This window comes from Curvibacter sp. PAE-UM, assembly GCF_001432305.1.
In the GTDB taxonomy this organism is placed as follows: Bacteria; Pseudomonadota; Gammaproteobacteria; order Burkholderiales; family Burkholderiaceae_C; genus Hylemonella.
Genome location: NZ_KQ483358.1, coordinates 770,556 through 784,442, shown reverse-complemented (window position 1 = coordinate 784,442; position 13,887 = coordinate 770,556). Strand labels below are relative to the sequence as shown.

Genomic DNA, 13,887 nt, shown 5'->3' with positions numbered 1-13,887 from the left:
TCCGGATTAGGCGGCCCGCCAGGCTGCCATGCGTTCATCCCACAGGGGACGGATGGCCGCCAGATGCAGCGCCTTGACGTGCCCGTAGCCGCGGATCTGCTCGGGCAGACGCGCGATCTCGACGGCCGCCGCATGGTTCGCCACGCCCAGGCCGGCCAGCAGTTCCTCGATGCAGGCACGGTATTCGACGATCAGGGCCCGCTCGGTGCGGCGCTCCTCGGTCCGGCCAAAAGGATCGAGGGCCGTGCCCCGCAAACCCTTCAGGCGCGCCAGCAGGCGGAAAGCCATCCCCATCGCGGGCCCATAGGGCCGTTTGAGCAGCTCGCCCCTGGCATTCTTCCTGGCCAGCAGCGGTGGCGCCAGGTGGTAGTGGAGCTTGTACTCACCTTCGAACATGCCATTGACCCGTGCGAGGAAAGCGGTATCGCTGTGCAGGCGCGCCACCTCGTACTCGTCCTTGTAGGCCATGAGTTTGAACAGATAACGGGCCACAGCCTCGCTCAGCCCGGTCTTGCCCAGCCGATTTTCGACGGCCTGCACCCGGGACACAAAGGCCCGGTAGGTTTGCGCGTAGGCCTCGTTTTGATAAGCACGCAGGAACTCGACCCGCCGCGCCACCAGGCCGTCCACCGTCTCGCGCGGCTGGAACTGCAGGGTTTGCGCTGGTGTCAGCAGCGCTTGCACGCGCGCCCAGTCGTGCGCCGCCTGGCGGCCCCAGGCAAAAGCCGCCTTGTTCGCTTCCACCGCCACCGCATTGAGTTCGATGGCACGCAGCAGCGATTCATGCCCCAGCGGGATCCAGCCCTTCTGCCAGGCGTATCCCAGCAGCATGGGGTTCACAAAAATCGAGTCGCCCATGAGCCGGGTGGCCACGGCGTCGGCGTCGAACAGTCCCAGGCCGCCCACGCCCACGGCCGCGGTGATGCCAGCCACGCAGCGCTCGGCCGGGTTCTGCCAGTTGGCGTTTTTCACGAAAGCTGCAGTCGGCGCGCTGTGGCCATTGAGCGCCACGCGCGTGCGCCCCTCGCGCATGCGCAGGGTGGTCTCCTTGCTGGCCGTCACGATGGGGTCGCAGCCCAGGATCAGGTCGGCCGCCGCCATGCCCACGCGGGTGGTGCGGATCTCCTCGGGCGTGTCGGCCATCAGCACATGGCTCCAGGTGGCACCGCCCTTTTGCGCCAGGCCCGCCGCGTCCTGCGTCACGATGCCTTTTCCTTCGATATGCGCAGCCATGCCCAGCAACTGGCCGATGGTGATGACGCCCGTGCCGCCCACACCCGCCACCACGATGCCATAGGCCGTGGCAGCCACAGGCAACACCGGCTCGGGCAGGGCGCCCAGAGCATAGGGGGAGTTCGCCTGGCCCTTGGCCTTCTTCTTGAGCTGCCCACCCTCGACCGTCACGAAGCTGGGACAAAAGCCCTTGAGACAGGAAAAATCCTGGTTGCACGTGCTCTGGTTGATGGTGCGCTTGCGGCCGAACTCGGTCTCCAGCGGCTCCACCGAGAGGCAGTTGCTCTGCTGGCCACAGTCGCCGCAACCCTCGCAGACCAGTTCGTTGATGACGACCCGTTTGGCGGGTGTCACCAGGGTGCCGCGCTTGCGGCGGCGGCGCTTCTCGGTGGCGCAGGTCTGGTCGTAGATGATGACCGTGCAACCCTGAAGCTCGCGGAACTCGCGCTGGATGCGGTCCAGCTCGTCGCGGTGCTCAATGGCGATGCCGGCCGGCCGGCCCTGCACCCCTTCATATTTCTCCGGCTCATCGGTGACGATGGTGATCTTGCGCGCGCCCTCGGCCCGCATGCTCTGCGCGATCTGGATCACGCTATGGCCTTCGGGCCGTTCACCGACCTGCTGACCACCCGTCATGGCCACGGCATCGTTGTAGAGGATCTTGTAGGTGATGTTGACGCCGGCCGCGATGCTCTGGCGGATGGCCAGGATGCCGCTGTGAAAGTAGGTGCCGTCGCCGAGGTTGGCGAACACGTGGCCTTCCGTGCTGAAAGGCTGCTGACCCACCCAGGGCACACCCTCGCCGCCCATCTGCGTGAAACCGATGGTGTTGCGGTCCATCCAGGTGGCCATGAAATGGCAGCCGATGCCGGCCAGGGCCCGCGAACCCTCGGGCACGCGTGTGCTGGTGTTGTGCGGGCAGCCCGAGCAGAACCAGGGCTGGCGCTCGGCGGCCGGCCCCCCCAGCACCAGGGCCTGCATGGCGCGCTCCTTGGCATCCAGCACGGCGAGTTGCGCGTCGACGCGTGCTGCGATGTCACTGCTGGCAGGCAGGATGCCCTGCTTCTTCAAGCGCCCGGCGATGGCACGCGCGATCATGGCCGGCGTCAGGTCGGCATTGGCACGCAGCAGCTCGTTGCTGGACGGGTTGGCCTGCGACCATTCGCCCCCGGCGCGGTCGCCCTCGTTGAACTTGCCCAGGATGTTGGGGCGCACATCGTCGCGCCAGTTGTAAAGCTCTTCCTTGAGCTGGTACTCGATGAGCTGGCGCTTTTCTTCCACCACCAGGATTTCCTGCAGGCCGGTGGCGAAGTCGCGCGCGCTTTGCGCCTCCAGTGGCCAGACCACGGCCACCTTGTGCAGGCGGATGCCCAGCTGGCGGCAGGTGGTGTCGTCCAGGCCCAGGTCCAGCAGGGCCTGGCGTGTGTCGTTGTAGGCCTTGCCGCTGGCGATCAGGCCGAAACGGTCGTTCGGGCCTTCGATGACGTTGTGGTTCAGGCGGTTGGCGCGAATATAGGCCAGGGCCGCGTACCACTTGTGGTGGAACAGCCGGTCTTCCTGCTCCAGCGCGTGGTCGGGCCAGCGGATGTGCAGGCCACCGGGCGGCATCTGGAAATCGGTGGGCAGCCGGATCTGCACGCGCTCCGGGTCGATCATGGCCGAGGCGCTGGACTCGACGATCTCCTGGATGGTCTTCATGCCGGCCCAGACGCCAGCGTAACGGCTCATGGCAAAGGCATGGATGCCGAGGTCCAGGATCTCCTGCACCGAGGCCGGGAAGAACACCGGCAGGCCGCAGGCCTTGAAGATGTGGTCGCTCTGGTGCGCGGCCGTGGAGCTCTTGGCCACGTGGTCGTCCCCGGCCACCGCAATCACACCGCCCCAGGGCGTGGTGCCGGCGTTGTTGGCGTGCTTGAAAACGTCGGAGGTCCGGTCCACCCCCGGGCCCTTGCCGTACCAGATGCCGAACACGCCGTCGAATTTGTTGGTGCCCGGCGGCGCAAAGCCCAGCTGCTGTGTGCCCCACAGCGCCGTGGCGGCCAGTTCCTCGTTGACACCGGGCTGGAACACGATGTTCTGCGCCTTCAGGTGCGGCGCGGCCTTCCACAGGGCCTGGTCGTAGCTGCCCAGGGGCGAGCCGCGGTAACCGCTGATGAAACCCGCCGTGTTCTTGCCGGCCTGCTGGTCGCGCAGGCGCTGCAGCATGGGCAGCTTGACCAGGGCCTGGACCCCGCTCATGAAGGCGCGGCCGTGGTCCAGCGTGTACTTGTCGTCCAGGGTGACGGTCTCCAGCGCCTGGCGGATGGATTCGGGCAGGGGGGCATTCATGGGCGGCTTGTCTCCGGGCGCTGGGCCTGTTTTTGTATGCGGGTCAGTGTATGACGGTCGCCCGGATAGGTCTTTGCTTTCTTTGCCACTGAAATGCTGGTTTTTGAAAGGATGTTGCGCAAGAATCCCATAAATGGAAACACTCGACAAGTTTGACCTGGCCATCCTGAGCGAATTGCAAGCCAACGCCCGTCTCACCAACGCCGAGCTGGCCAGCCGCGTGGGCCTGTCGCCGGCGCCCTGCTGGCGCCGCGTGCGCACGCTGGAGCAGCAGGGTTACATCAAGGGCTACCACGCCGAGATCGACCGCCACAAGATCGGCCTGGGCGTGCTGGCCTTTGTGCGCCTGGACGCCGAGCGCAACACCGGCGACGCCACGCGCGTGCTGGAAGAAGCGGTGCGCGCCCTGCCCGAGGTGGTGGCCTGCCACTACATCAGCGGCACCGGCACCTTTGAGCTGCAGGTGGTGGCGCAGGACCTGGACAGCTTCTCGCGCTTCGCCTTGCAGCGCCTGATCAACCTGCCCAACGTGAAAGACCTGCACACCAGCTTCTCGCTGGGCGAAGTCAAGGCCAGCCCTACACTGCCCCTGGGCCATCTGCAGGCACCCCCACCGAAACCGCAAGCCCCTGCCGTCAAGACCCGCCGGAGATCCCGATGAAACACCGCCGCCTTTTGATCCTCGCCCTGCTGGGCCTGCCGGCCCTGCTGCAGGCCCAGACCACCGGGGTGGTCGCCCCGCTACCGCTGCGCAATCTGCTGATCGAGGTGCGCCAGGACGATGGGGAAAGCAGCTCGCGCGAGCGCGTGGCCGGCGAAGTGGCTGCGCGCGTCCAGCCCGGCAGCACCGAGGCCCGGGTGTCCATTGATGCGCAGAGTCGCCAGCAGGATCGACGCGGCAGCGCGCAGCAGCAGGTGCTGGTGCTCAACGGCCGGCCCGCGGCCATCGTGCTGGGCCTGAACGTGCCGCTGCGCCTGCGCCAGCTCGTCACGCAGGGGGGCGTGCGCAGGAGCGTGCCCGGTACCGTGTGGCTGCAGGCGGGCACCGGCTTCACGGCCACCCCGGTCTGGGAAGGCGGCGACTCGGTCTATCTGGAGCTGGCCGCCACCCAGGGCCGCCAGCCCTTTGCCCAGGGCGCCAGCACCTCCACCACGCTGCTGCTGCCCCTCGATGAATGGATGACGGTGGCCGACAGCGAGGACGTGCAGGACAACCGGCAAGGCGCCGCGGGCCTGGGCGGCGGCGGACGCGACACCCGCAGCAGCCGCCAGTCCCTGCGGGTGCTGGTGCGCGTCAGCGTGCGCTGAAGCCGTTCAACGCGGCCAGAGCACCCACAGACGCAAGGGCTGCTTGAGCCGCCCGGCAATCAAGGAAGCCTCGGGGCCCGTGCCCACGAAGTAGTCGGCGCGCACCGCGCCCGTGATGGCGCTGCCCGTGTCCTGCGCCAGCACCAGGCGCTGCAACTGCAGCTGCGGACCGGCCGAGGCCAGCCAGACCGGTGTGCCATAGGGAATGCTGCCGGGATCCACCGCGATGGAGCGGCCGGCTGTCAGCGGCACGCCCTGCGCGCCGCGCGGGCCCACGGCGGTCTCGCTCTCGGGCAGGGGCTGCTCGCGGAAGAAGGTCACACGCGGGTTGCTCCACAGCATCTCCTGCACACGCCCCGGGTTCTGCGCCACCCAGTTGCGGATGGACGGCCAGGAAGCGTCCCGCACCTCGCGGCGCGAGAGCAGCCAGCCCCCCACGCTGCGGTATGGCTGATCATTGGTGCCGGCATAACCCAGACGCACCATGCGCTGGCGGCCGTCTGGTTCGGTCACCAGCAGACGGCCGGAGCCCTGGATCTGGAGATTGAGCGCGGCGACCGGGTCGGCCAGCCAGGCGATCTCGCGGCCCTTGAGCGCGGCCTGGGCTTCGGGCAGGGTGTCGATCTCCTGGCGGCTGTACCAGGGCTTACGCAGGTGCAGCTGGGCCGGCGTCCCGTAAAGGGGCACGGTATGGCTGGCCGTGGGCAGACGCGAGGCCTCCACCACCGGCTCGTAATACCCGGTCAGCAAACCCACCGGCTCGCTCTGGAAAGTCTCGACACGGTAGGGCTGCAGACGCTCCAGCATCCAGCTGCGCCGCTCCTCGTCACTGCCCTGGCCCAGGCGCCGCACATCGGCGCACAGGGATGCGAAGGCAGGGCCAGGCCGCTCGCAGCTACGCGCCCAGGCGGACCAGGCTTCCCCCAGGGGATCCTCACCCAGGCCGGGCAACTCGGCCCAGCCCACCGGTATCCAGCGGCTGCGCGCCTGCTGCAGCACGGCGTTGCTGGCGGGCTGGCTGGGGAAGGACAATTTCGACGCTGGGGTAGTGGGCTGCTCCACCGCGATCTGCGGGCTCCCCGACTCCGGGGCCATCTCGCCAACCGGAACGCCGCCGCAGCCGGCCAGCGTTCCTACAATGAGAAAATTGAAGACAAAATAAAGTCGTTGGAGTCGTTTCATGCTGCTGATTTTCCTCGAAGCCCTGGCGGCCCTGCTTTTGCTGGTGCTGATCGTGTGGTGGACCATGTTCTCGGGCCGTAAAAAAGGCGAACTCTCCCAGCCCGAACAGGGCGGCGAAGACCCCACCCGGCCCCCGGCACGTGAGCCGGAACGGCCGGACTGAAGCCCCCCCTGAAAAGGGGGTTCAGAACTCGCGCAGCAGATTGGCCAGTTCGACGGCCGACTTGACTTCCATCTTGTCGAACACGCGCGCGCGATGCACTTCCACCGTGCGCACGCTGATATCGAGCTGGTCGGCGATGCGCTTGTTGGGCAGGCCCTCGATCACCAGCTGCATCACGGCACGTTCGCGGTCGGTCAGCTCGCCCAGGCGCTGGCGCAGGCGCGCACGCACCTGCTGGGCCTGCACGATGGTGGCCGACTGGGCCAGCGCCTGCTCGACGCGGTCCACCAGCGCATTGTCGGAAAACGGCTTCTCACAGAAGTCGAAGGCACCGCGCTTGACGGCGCTCACCGCCGTGGGCACGTCGGCGTGCCCGGTGAGAAAGATCACCGGCAGGGCCTGGTGCAAGCCACGCTCCACCAGACGCTCGAACAGGGCCAGCCCGCTCATGCCGGGCATGCGCACATCCAGCAGCAGGCAGGCCGGGCGCGGCGGCAGGTGCGCGCCCTCGATGATCTCGAGAAAGGCCTCGGCACTGTCAAAGGCCTGGCTGCCCAGGCGCCGCGAGCGCAGCAGCCAGGCCAGCGCCTCGCGCACGCTGGCGTCATCGTCCACGATGTATACGGCGGCGTCGATTACAGGTTGCATGGCGTGATGTTACGGTAGTTGCGCCTGCGACTGACCCGCCGGCAGGGTGAAAGTGAACACCGTGCCCTGCGGCGCGTTCGGCCCGAAGGCGAGCGTGCCGCCGTGCTGCTCGATCACGGTGCGGCACAGGCTCAGGCCCAGCCCCATGCCCTCGGCCTTGGTGGTGAAAAAGGGTGTGAACAGCTGCTGCGCCACTTCGGGCGCGATACCCGGCCCGACATCGGTCACCGAGAATTCGATCCAGCGCGGATCGGCCGTCACGCGTTGCACACCGAGCTGCAGCACACGCCGGCGGATCTCGGGCCGGTCCATGGCCTGCATGCCGTTACGCGCCAGGTTGAGCAGCACCTGCTCGACCATGGTGCGGTCGCACAGCACCTGCGGCAGACCGGGATCCAGGCGCAGCTGCACCTGAACGCCCAGCTTGCGCGCCTGCAGGTTGACCAGCGGCAGGATGGCGTCGAACAGGGCCTGGGGCGCGACGACCTCACGCGCCTGGTCGCGCCGGCGCACGAAATCGTGAACGCTCTTGATGACCTTGCCGGCACGCTCGGCCTGCTCGGCAATACGGTGCATGGCCAGATCGACGTCGGCCAGGGTATGCGCCCCCTGCTGAAGCAGGTTGCGCGTGCCCGTGGCGTAACTCGCGATGGCCGCCAGCGGCTGGTTGAGCTCGTGGCTGAGCAGCGACGCCATCTCGCCCACCATGGCCAGGCGGGCGGTGGCCTGCAGGCGGTCCTGGCTGGCGCGCGACAGCTCCTCGATGCGGCGCTGCTCGCGGATGTCGAGGAAGGCACTCATCCAGCCGGTCTGCACGCCATGGGCGTTGATCAGCGGCGCCTCGATGATGAGCACGGGAAAACGCGTGCCGTCCTTGTGCATGAAGACCGACTCGAAGCCTTCGCGCGGCGGCACATTGCCGGCCAGCCGGATATCCTGGCGTTTCTTGTACTCGTCAGCCAGTTCGGGGGGCCAATAGGGGGCATTGGCACTCTGTCCCATCAACTCCTCGGCGCTGAAGCCCACCATCTGGCAGAAGGCCGGGTTGACGTAGGTGATGCGGCCTTCCAGATCGCGGGCGCGCAGCCCGGTCACCAGCGAGTCCTCCATGGCCTTGCGAAAGGCCAGCGCGTCGGCCAGGTCGCTCTCGGCCTTGAGACGGCGGCGCATGTCCTTGCCCAGCAGCAGCAGGATGGAGACCAGCGCGATCGACATCGCCGTGACCAGGGCCGTCAGCACATTGGGGAAGAGGTCGGGCGCGCCACGCCAGCTGTCCATGCGCAGCACCAGGGTCGTGCCGGGCAGGTCCAGCAGATGCTGGGCCGAAAACACCCGGCTGGTGCGGCGTGCCGTGCCGCGCATGGCCAGGCGGGTGCCGTCGCCTTCGGTGAAGGCGACCTCCTGGCTGCGGGTGAGCTGGCGCGCCAGATCGTCCAGCAGGTCCTGCAGCGAATAGGTGGCCACCAGATAGCCCATGACCACACCGGCACTGGCCAGCGGCAGACACATCTCCATGACCTCGATGCCCAGGCCGTCGGTCAGGGGCACGAAATAGCTTGTGGAATAGGCCGGTCCGCTGATGCGGCGCGCGGCATTGCAGACCTGCGTCACCTCGGACTGCACGCTGTCGCGCCCCAGTCGTTCGAACACCGGCGGACGGTAGGGCGTGCCGGCCTGGGCCAGGATCCCGAACTGGCTGTCGCGCCATTCGATGCGCAGCAACTCGCGTCGCTCGCGCAGCAAGGCCGTGGCCTCGCCGGTCCAGGCCACCGGCTTGGGATCGCCGAACTGCAGGGCCTGCAAGCTCTGCAGATTGCGCGTCAGGCGCGAGCGGATATCACCCACCGCGTCGGCGGCGTCGCGCTCCAGCCGGCTCTGCACCTGGCTGGCCTCGTAGCGTCCGGCCAGCCACACCAGCGTGACCAGCAGGGCCACCACCAGCGCCGCCAGCGCCGACCACAGCACACGGCGGCGCCCGTGGGCGCGCCAGCGCTCCCTGCGGGATTCGACCGGGGCCATGGTCACAGGACGCGGTGCTCCAACGCCGGCAGCTGCTGACGGCGCTGCTGCTGCTGCGCCGCATCGAACTCGGCCAGCACCACACCCTCACCCTGCGGCTGTACACCCAGCACCCGTCCCCAGGGATCAACCAGCATGGTGTGCCCCCAGGTGCGTCGCCCGTTCTCATGCAGCCCGCCTTGCGCTGCGGCCGCGACGAAGGCCAGGTTTTCAATGGCGCGTGCGCGCAGCAACAGCTCCCAGTGCGCCTGGCCGGTGGTGTGCGTGAACGCGCTGGGCACCAGCAGCAGTTCGGCGCCGGCCTGGGCATGCGCCCGGTAGAGCTCGGGGAAGCGCAGGTCGTAGCAGATACTCAGGCCCACCCGCCAGCGGTGGCCGTCGCGCGAGGGCAGCTCGAAGGTAACTGGCGCGCGCCCGGGGTGCAGGGTGCGCGCCTCGTCGTAGCGTTCGCGCCCGTCGTCGAAACGGAACAGGTGGATCTTGTCGTAATGCGCCACCCGTTCTCCACCAGGCGCATAGACCAGCGTGCTGTTGTAGGCGCGCGCGGACCCGTCGCCCGCCGGCGCCCCCCCGTCCAGCGGCAGGGTGCCCCCGACGACCCACAGACCCAGCTCGCGCGCAGCTCGCGCCAGAAAGTCCTGGATCGGGCCCTGGCCCAGGGTTTCGCGCAAGGCCAGCTTGTCGCTGTCCTGGCGTCCCAGCAGACAGAAGTATTCGGGCAGCACGGCCAGCTCGGCGCCCTGGCGCGCCGCGTCTTCAAGCAGGACGCGTGCGCGCAACAGGTTGGCGTCGCAGTCGACACCGGAAACCATCTGGATGGCCGCGATCTTCATGGCGTGTTGCCCGTCGGGTTGCTGGCCGCCGGTGCCGGGGTGTCGACCTTGCTCATCTGCGGGTCGCTCCAGCTGCCGGTGATGCGGAACTCCTGCGTGGTCGCGGCGATCATCGGCCCGCGCAGCAAGACCTGGGCGAGGAAGGTGCCCAGGCCAACCGCAGGGTTGATCCAGGTGGCGATCAGCGAAGCGGTGCCGGCGTTGATCTCGGGCACCACCACGACACGCAGATCCTGCGTCTCGCGCGCCAGGTCGGCCTGGCCGTCCATGAGCACCGCAGCATTGACGCCCTTCATCTGCAGGTTGTTGGTCCTGGCAATGCCCTGCTCGACCTGGACGTCGCCGCGCACGAAGTCAAAAGCAAACCCTTCGGTGAACACGTCGCGGAAATCGAGCGTCAGGCGCCGCGGCAGGGACTGCAGGCTGAGCACGCCCATGAGCTTGGCAATGCCGGGTTCGGCCTTGAGAAACTGGCCGGTCTCGACATTGACATTGAAGCTGCCGCCCAGGCTCGGGTAGTCCAGGCCCATGGGCGAACCGATCCAGCTGGCCTGGCCCTCCATGCGGCCCTTGCCCGCGCGGATCAGGCCGGGCATGCCCAGGCGGCTGAGCAATCCGCCGGCATCGCTGATCTCGAGCCGGAAATTCATGGTGGTTCGCCGCCGCTCGTTACGCGCGGCGCCGGCCCCCGTACGCGGCACGGTCACCCGGCCCAGGGGCTCGCCGGCCTCCTGGTAGACGGCCCAGTTGCCACTGGCCGTGAACTCGGCCTCCGGCATGCTGATATTGAGCTTGCTCAAGCGCCATTCGCGCGCGCCCGCATCGCGCCGCGCCAGGCCGCGGTTGACGGCCTCGACCTCCACCCGGCCCAGGTTCTTGCCGCGCAGCTCCAGGCTGTTGATCACCACATCGAGCGCGGGAATGCTCACCGGCTGCTCGTCCAGCAGGTGCTCCACACCGCTGGCATTCTCCTGCGCCAGCACCAGGCGCGCCAGCCGCGCATAGACGCTGCCAGCCCCGACATCGGTGGGCATGCGGTATTCGAGATAACCGCTGAGCTCGCGCGCGTCCAGGTTGACGCGCCAGACCTGGCCTTCGCGCGTGCCACCCGCCACCAGCTGGCCGAACTTCTGGCTGCCCACCCGCAGGGTTGCGCCCTGCACCATGAGGCTGGTGGGCAAATAGTCCCGCAGCGCGGCCGGCACCGGCGGACCACCGGCAGGGGCAGCCGGCACGGCGCCAGCGGTGACGGGTGCCGCGGCCACCTTGCGCCAGGCATCAAGGTCCAGTTCATCGAACTGGATGCTGGCCACCACCCCAGCCTCCGGCATGGGCAGGCTCTCACCCGGCGGCAGGCCGACACCCAGGGTGCCGCGCAGCACCTGCGTCGTGCCCCGGGCGTGTTCGCGTTCATACCGCAGCGCGACCAGGCGCCCGAGATCGAGGCGCAACAGATCCCGGCGTGCGCCTTGCGCGGCATCTCCGGCCTCGGCTCCCATCAGGGCGGCCTGCAGGCGCAGGGGCAGGGCCACCTCGGCCGGCTTGGCCAGCGGCGCCGGCAAGTTCAAGGCCAGGCCCTGCAAAGTGGAATTGAGCTGGAACTCAGGCACGCCCTGGCGCAGATTGAATTCGGCCGTGTAAGCGGTGCTGCCGCTCATCTGCTGCGCCAGGCGGGCCACGACACCGAGCTGCGTTTCCTGACGCAAGCCCTGGGCCGTGAGCGTGCCCTGCACACGCAGGCGGGCCGGGGCATCGGCGGTGGTCCCCGGCAGCGCAATGGTGCCCCCCTCGGCGCGCACATCACCACCCAGCAGCCGCGCCTGCACGCCGGCCAGGGCAAAACCGCGCTCGCTGAAATGCAGCAGGCCGCGCGTCCGTGTCAGGCGCGGCAGCTCGGGCGCGAGCTGCAGTTCGTTGCCGGCCAGCTTGATCTGCCCCAGCACGGCGGAACGCTCCAGGTGCAGCAGCGGCAGATCCAGCTTGAGTTGCACGTCGGCATTCCCGGCGGCCCGCGCCTGCCCCAGCAGCCCGCCCAGCATCGCATCGAGCGGGGAACTGCTGATCAGGCCCCGCAGCAAATCGTCCAGCGGCCCGCCCAGCTGCAGACTGGTGAGGACGCGGGCCTCGTGCCCCATGTCCGGAATGCGGGCTTCGCCCTGGCTGATGCGCAGCTGTGGCGCCCCCTGGACCCTGGCGTTGATGTTGCGCAGTTGCAGGCTGGCGTGGTCGATCAGCAACTCACCGCGCAGATCCGTCAGGGCGGGCCAGGGCAACTGCTGCGCAGGCTGCAGGCTGGTCGGCACATAGACGAAGCGTGTGTCGAACACGCTGGCCGTGATACGGAACTCCCCCTGCCCGGGCTGGCTGAAGGGAAAATCGCGCAGATCCCCCTTGACTTGGAAACGCGCCCCGCCGGCCCGGCCCTGCGGCAGGGCCTGACGCAGGTAGTCCCGCACGCCGGCGTTGATGGCCTGCGGCAGATACCGGTGCAGGGACGCGAGTTCGGCCCGGCTCATGCTGCCCTGCAGTTCCAGCACCCCGGGCAGGCGGGCACCGGCTGCGGCGCCGGTATGCCATTTGAGCTGGAATTCGCCCTGGGCATCTGCATTGGCAAAACGCGCATTGCTGATCTGCAGGCTGGTCTGCCCCCCCTGCAATTTCCACTGCAGTTCGGCGGCCAGCTGGTCCAGCGCGATGCGCGGCTGCTCGAACACCCCCGGCAATTCCAGATGCCCCTGCTGCACCACCACACTGGCGCGCCCGCCATCCTGCGTCAGTTCGAAGTCGACGTTCAGGCCGCGCACGCCGGGCGAACCGATGGGGGAGGCCGGTTCCGTGTCGGGCAGCCGCGGGTCCAGGTGTGGCCGCGCCGCCACCTCGAGTTGCTGCAGGCGGCCGCGCGCATCGAAGCGCGTAGGCGCCTCCCACGGCCCCTGCCAACGGGCCTGCAGCTGCTCGATCAGGCCCCTGGGGCCATAGAGGAGCAGCGCCTCGTGCATGCGCCGCTCCAGCGGCAGGCGCTGGGCCAGCTGGGCCAGCGTGGCCAGGTCCAGCCGGGTGGCCCGGATTTCACCGCCGGCCGCAGCCGGCGTGTCGCCGGCGTGGTGGCTGACGCGCACATCACCCCCCGGCCAGTGCAGGCCGTCGACCGTGTCGAACTTCAGGCCCTGGGTGTAGGCCTCGAAACCGTCGCCCAGCCGACGGCCGCCCAGCCGGCCGGTGAGCCGTGCCAGGTCAAGCGCCGGCAGTTCCGGACCCAGCTTGAGGCCGATCTGCGACAGCGCCACATCCGCCGTGACCCCGCTGACGCGGCCTGCGTCCACGTCGATCCAGGTGCGCAGGGCACCACTGCCGCCGGCTACGTCCAGTTGCAGCGGCACATGGCGGCGCAACTGATCGATGTCGACGCGCTCGAACACGGCATAAAACTGGCCCTGCCAGCGCTGCCACTCGCCAGCCCGGGTGAAAAGCAGCGGCTGACGGAAGCGTCCGCGCAAGCTGAAGCGCCCCCCCAGTTCGGGCGGTGGGGTGGCATCCAGCCGCAGTTCATGCAGGCGCGCGCCGTTGTGCATGCGCAGATCGACCTCCTGCAGCTGCAACAGCGGCGCACCGCGCAGTTCGTCGCGCCACTGCACACGGCCGCCGCGGATGAGCCATTCCGTCTGCGAGAACACCCAGTCGGCCGCACGGCCGTCGCCGTCCTGCTGCTGCGGGACCTCGATACCGGCGACGAAGATGCGCCCGTCGGTGGCGCGCCGTACGTCCAGCTCGGGCCCCTCGATCGCCAGCTGCTCGAACCCGAGGTTCCAGAGTGAACGCGGCGAGAGCGTGGCCGTCACGCGCGGCAGTTGCAATGCCACGCGCCCCTCGCGGTCGAGCAACTGCACGTTGCTCAGCTCGAAGGAGGGAAACAGGCTGTCCGCATGCGCCACGATGGCGCCGATGCGCACCGGCACGCCCAGGGCCTGGCTGGCCCGGGTTTCCAGCTCCGGGCGCAGCTCGCCGATTCGCGGCACAATGACCAGATGCAGCGCCGCCCAGGCGGCGCCGAAGACCAGCCAGGCCAAGAGAACCAGCCACAGCAGAGCACGCGTCGAAATCGTCAGGACTTTGAGCGACAGGGATGGGCGGTGCGGCAGGGTAACCATTTTGCAGATCGAGAACTCGACAGGA

At 68.7% G+C, this 13,887-nt stretch carries 9 protein-coding genes; 3 read left to right on the top strand and 6 right to left on the bottom strand.

Features of this window, described 5'->3' with window-relative positions; genetic code table 11:
• Window positions 1-6 precede the first annotated feature (6 nt).
• Window positions 7-3,561: an indolepyruvate ferredoxin oxidoreductase family protein gene (locus tag AO057_RS03870; protein ID WP_057674395.1), complete on the bottom strand. Its 3,555-nt coding sequence runs from the start codon at window positions 3,559-3,561 to the stop codon at window positions 7-9.
• 133 nt (window positions 3,562-3,694) lie between these two features.
• Between AO057_RS03870 and AO057_RS03865 the strand changes: the two genes are divergently transcribed.
• Together AO057_RS03865 and AO057_RS03860 are read left to right on the top strand one after the other, a co-directional pair.
• Window positions 3,695-4,222 carry an Lrp/AsnC family transcriptional regulator gene (locus AO057_RS03865; protein WP_057674394.1) on the top strand — a complete coding sequence of 176 codons (528 nt, stop codon included), beginning with the start codon at window positions 3,695-3,697 and terminating at the stop codon, window positions 4,220-4,222.
• Window positions 4,219-4,869 (top strand): hypothetical protein, encoded by a 651-nt coding sequence (locus tag AO057_RS03860; protein WP_057674393.1) that lies wholly within the window; start codon window positions 4,219-4,221, stop codon window positions 4,867-4,869. Before AO057_RS03865 ends, AO057_RS03860 begins: the two co-directional genes overlap by 4 nt.
• 6 nt (window positions 4,870-4,875) lie before the next feature.
• Here the strand turns inward: AO057_RS03860 and AO057_RS03855 are convergent, their stop codons facing one another.
• Window positions 4,876-6,117: a murein transglycosylase A gene (locus tag AO057_RS03855; RefSeq protein WP_156404462.1), complete on the bottom strand. Its 1,242-nt coding sequence runs from the start codon at window positions 6,115-6,117 to the stop codon at window positions 4,876-4,878.
• On the opposite strand from AO057_RS03855, the gene AO057_RS18000 reads away from it, so the two are divergent.
• Window positions 6,050-6,214: a hypothetical protein gene (locus tag AO057_RS18000; protein WP_168163342.1), complete on the top strand. Its 165-nt coding sequence runs from the start codon at window positions 6,050-6,052 to the stop codon at window positions 6,212-6,214. The genes AO057_RS03855 and AO057_RS18000 overlap by 68 nt on opposite strands.
• A 21-nt stretch (window positions 6,215-6,235) precedes the next feature.
• On the opposite strand, the gene AO057_RS03850 is transcribed toward AO057_RS18000, so the two are convergent.
• From AO057_RS03850 to AO057_RS03835, 4 genes are read right to left on the bottom strand one after another with little or no spacing between them, the layout of a single operon-like run.
• A complete protein-coding gene (locus tag AO057_RS03850; protein WP_057674391.1) occupies window positions 6,236-6,862 on the bottom strand; it encodes a response regulator transcription factor in 627 nt (208 codons plus the stop codon).
• Between the two features lie 9 nt (window positions 6,863-6,871).
• Window positions 6,872-8,881: a two-component system sensor histidine kinase NtrB gene (locus AO057_RS03845; RefSeq protein WP_057674390.1), complete on the bottom strand. Its 2,010-nt coding sequence runs from the start codon at window positions 8,879-8,881 to the stop codon at window positions 6,872-6,874.
• Between the two features lie 2 nt (window positions 8,882-8,883).
• A complete protein-coding gene (locus tag AO057_RS03840) occupies window positions 8,884-9,714 on the bottom strand; it encodes a carbon-nitrogen hydrolase family protein (RefSeq protein WP_057674389.1) in 831 nt (276 codons plus the stop codon).
• Window positions 9,711-13,862 (bottom strand): YhdP family protein, encoded by a 4,152-nt coding sequence (locus AO057_RS03835; protein WP_057674388.1) that lies wholly within the window; start codon window positions 13,860-13,862, stop codon window positions 9,711-9,713. Before AO057_RS03835 ends, AO057_RS03840 begins: the two co-directional genes overlap by 4 nt.
• Between the last annotated feature and the right edge of the window lie 25 nt (window positions 13,863-13,887).

Excerpts from the sequence above, each read along its gene's own strand:
- AO057_RS03870 (WP_057674395.1), bottom strand. The coding sequence starts at position 3,561 with ATGAATGCCCCCCTGCCCGAATCCATCCGCCAGGCGCTGGAGACCGTC.
- AO057_RS03865 (WP_057674394.1), top strand. The coding sequence starts at position 3,695 with ATGGAAACACTCGACAAGTTTGACCTGGCCATCCTGAGCGAATTGCAA.
- AO057_RS03860 (WP_057674393.1), top strand. The coding sequence starts at position 4,219 with ATGAAACACCGCCGCCTTTTGATCCTCGCCCTGCTGGGCCTGCCGGCC.
- AO057_RS18000 (WP_168163342.1), top strand. The coding sequence starts at position 6,050 with ATGCTGCTGATTTTCCTCGAAGCCCTGGCGGCCCTGCTTTTGCTGGTG.
- AO057_RS03855 (WP_156404462.1), bottom strand. The coding sequence starts at position 6,117 with ATGGTCCACCACACGATCAGCACCAGCAAAAGCAGGGCCGCCAGGGCT.
- AO057_RS03850 (WP_057674391.1), bottom strand. The coding sequence starts at position 6,862 with ATGCAACCTGTAATCGACGCCGCCGTATACATCGTGGACGATGACGCC.
- AO057_RS03845 (WP_057674390.1), bottom strand. The coding sequence starts at position 8,881 with ATGGCCCCGGTCGAATCCCGCAGGGAGCGCTGGCGCGCCCACGGGCGC.
- AO057_RS03840 (WP_057674389.1), bottom strand. The coding sequence starts at position 9,714 with ATGAAGATCGCGGCCATCCAGATGGTTTCCGGTGTCGACTGCGACGCC.
- AO057_RS03835 (WP_057674388.1), bottom strand. The coding sequence starts at position 13,862 with ATGGTTACCCTGCCGCACCGCCCATCCCTGTCGCTCAAAGTCCTGACG.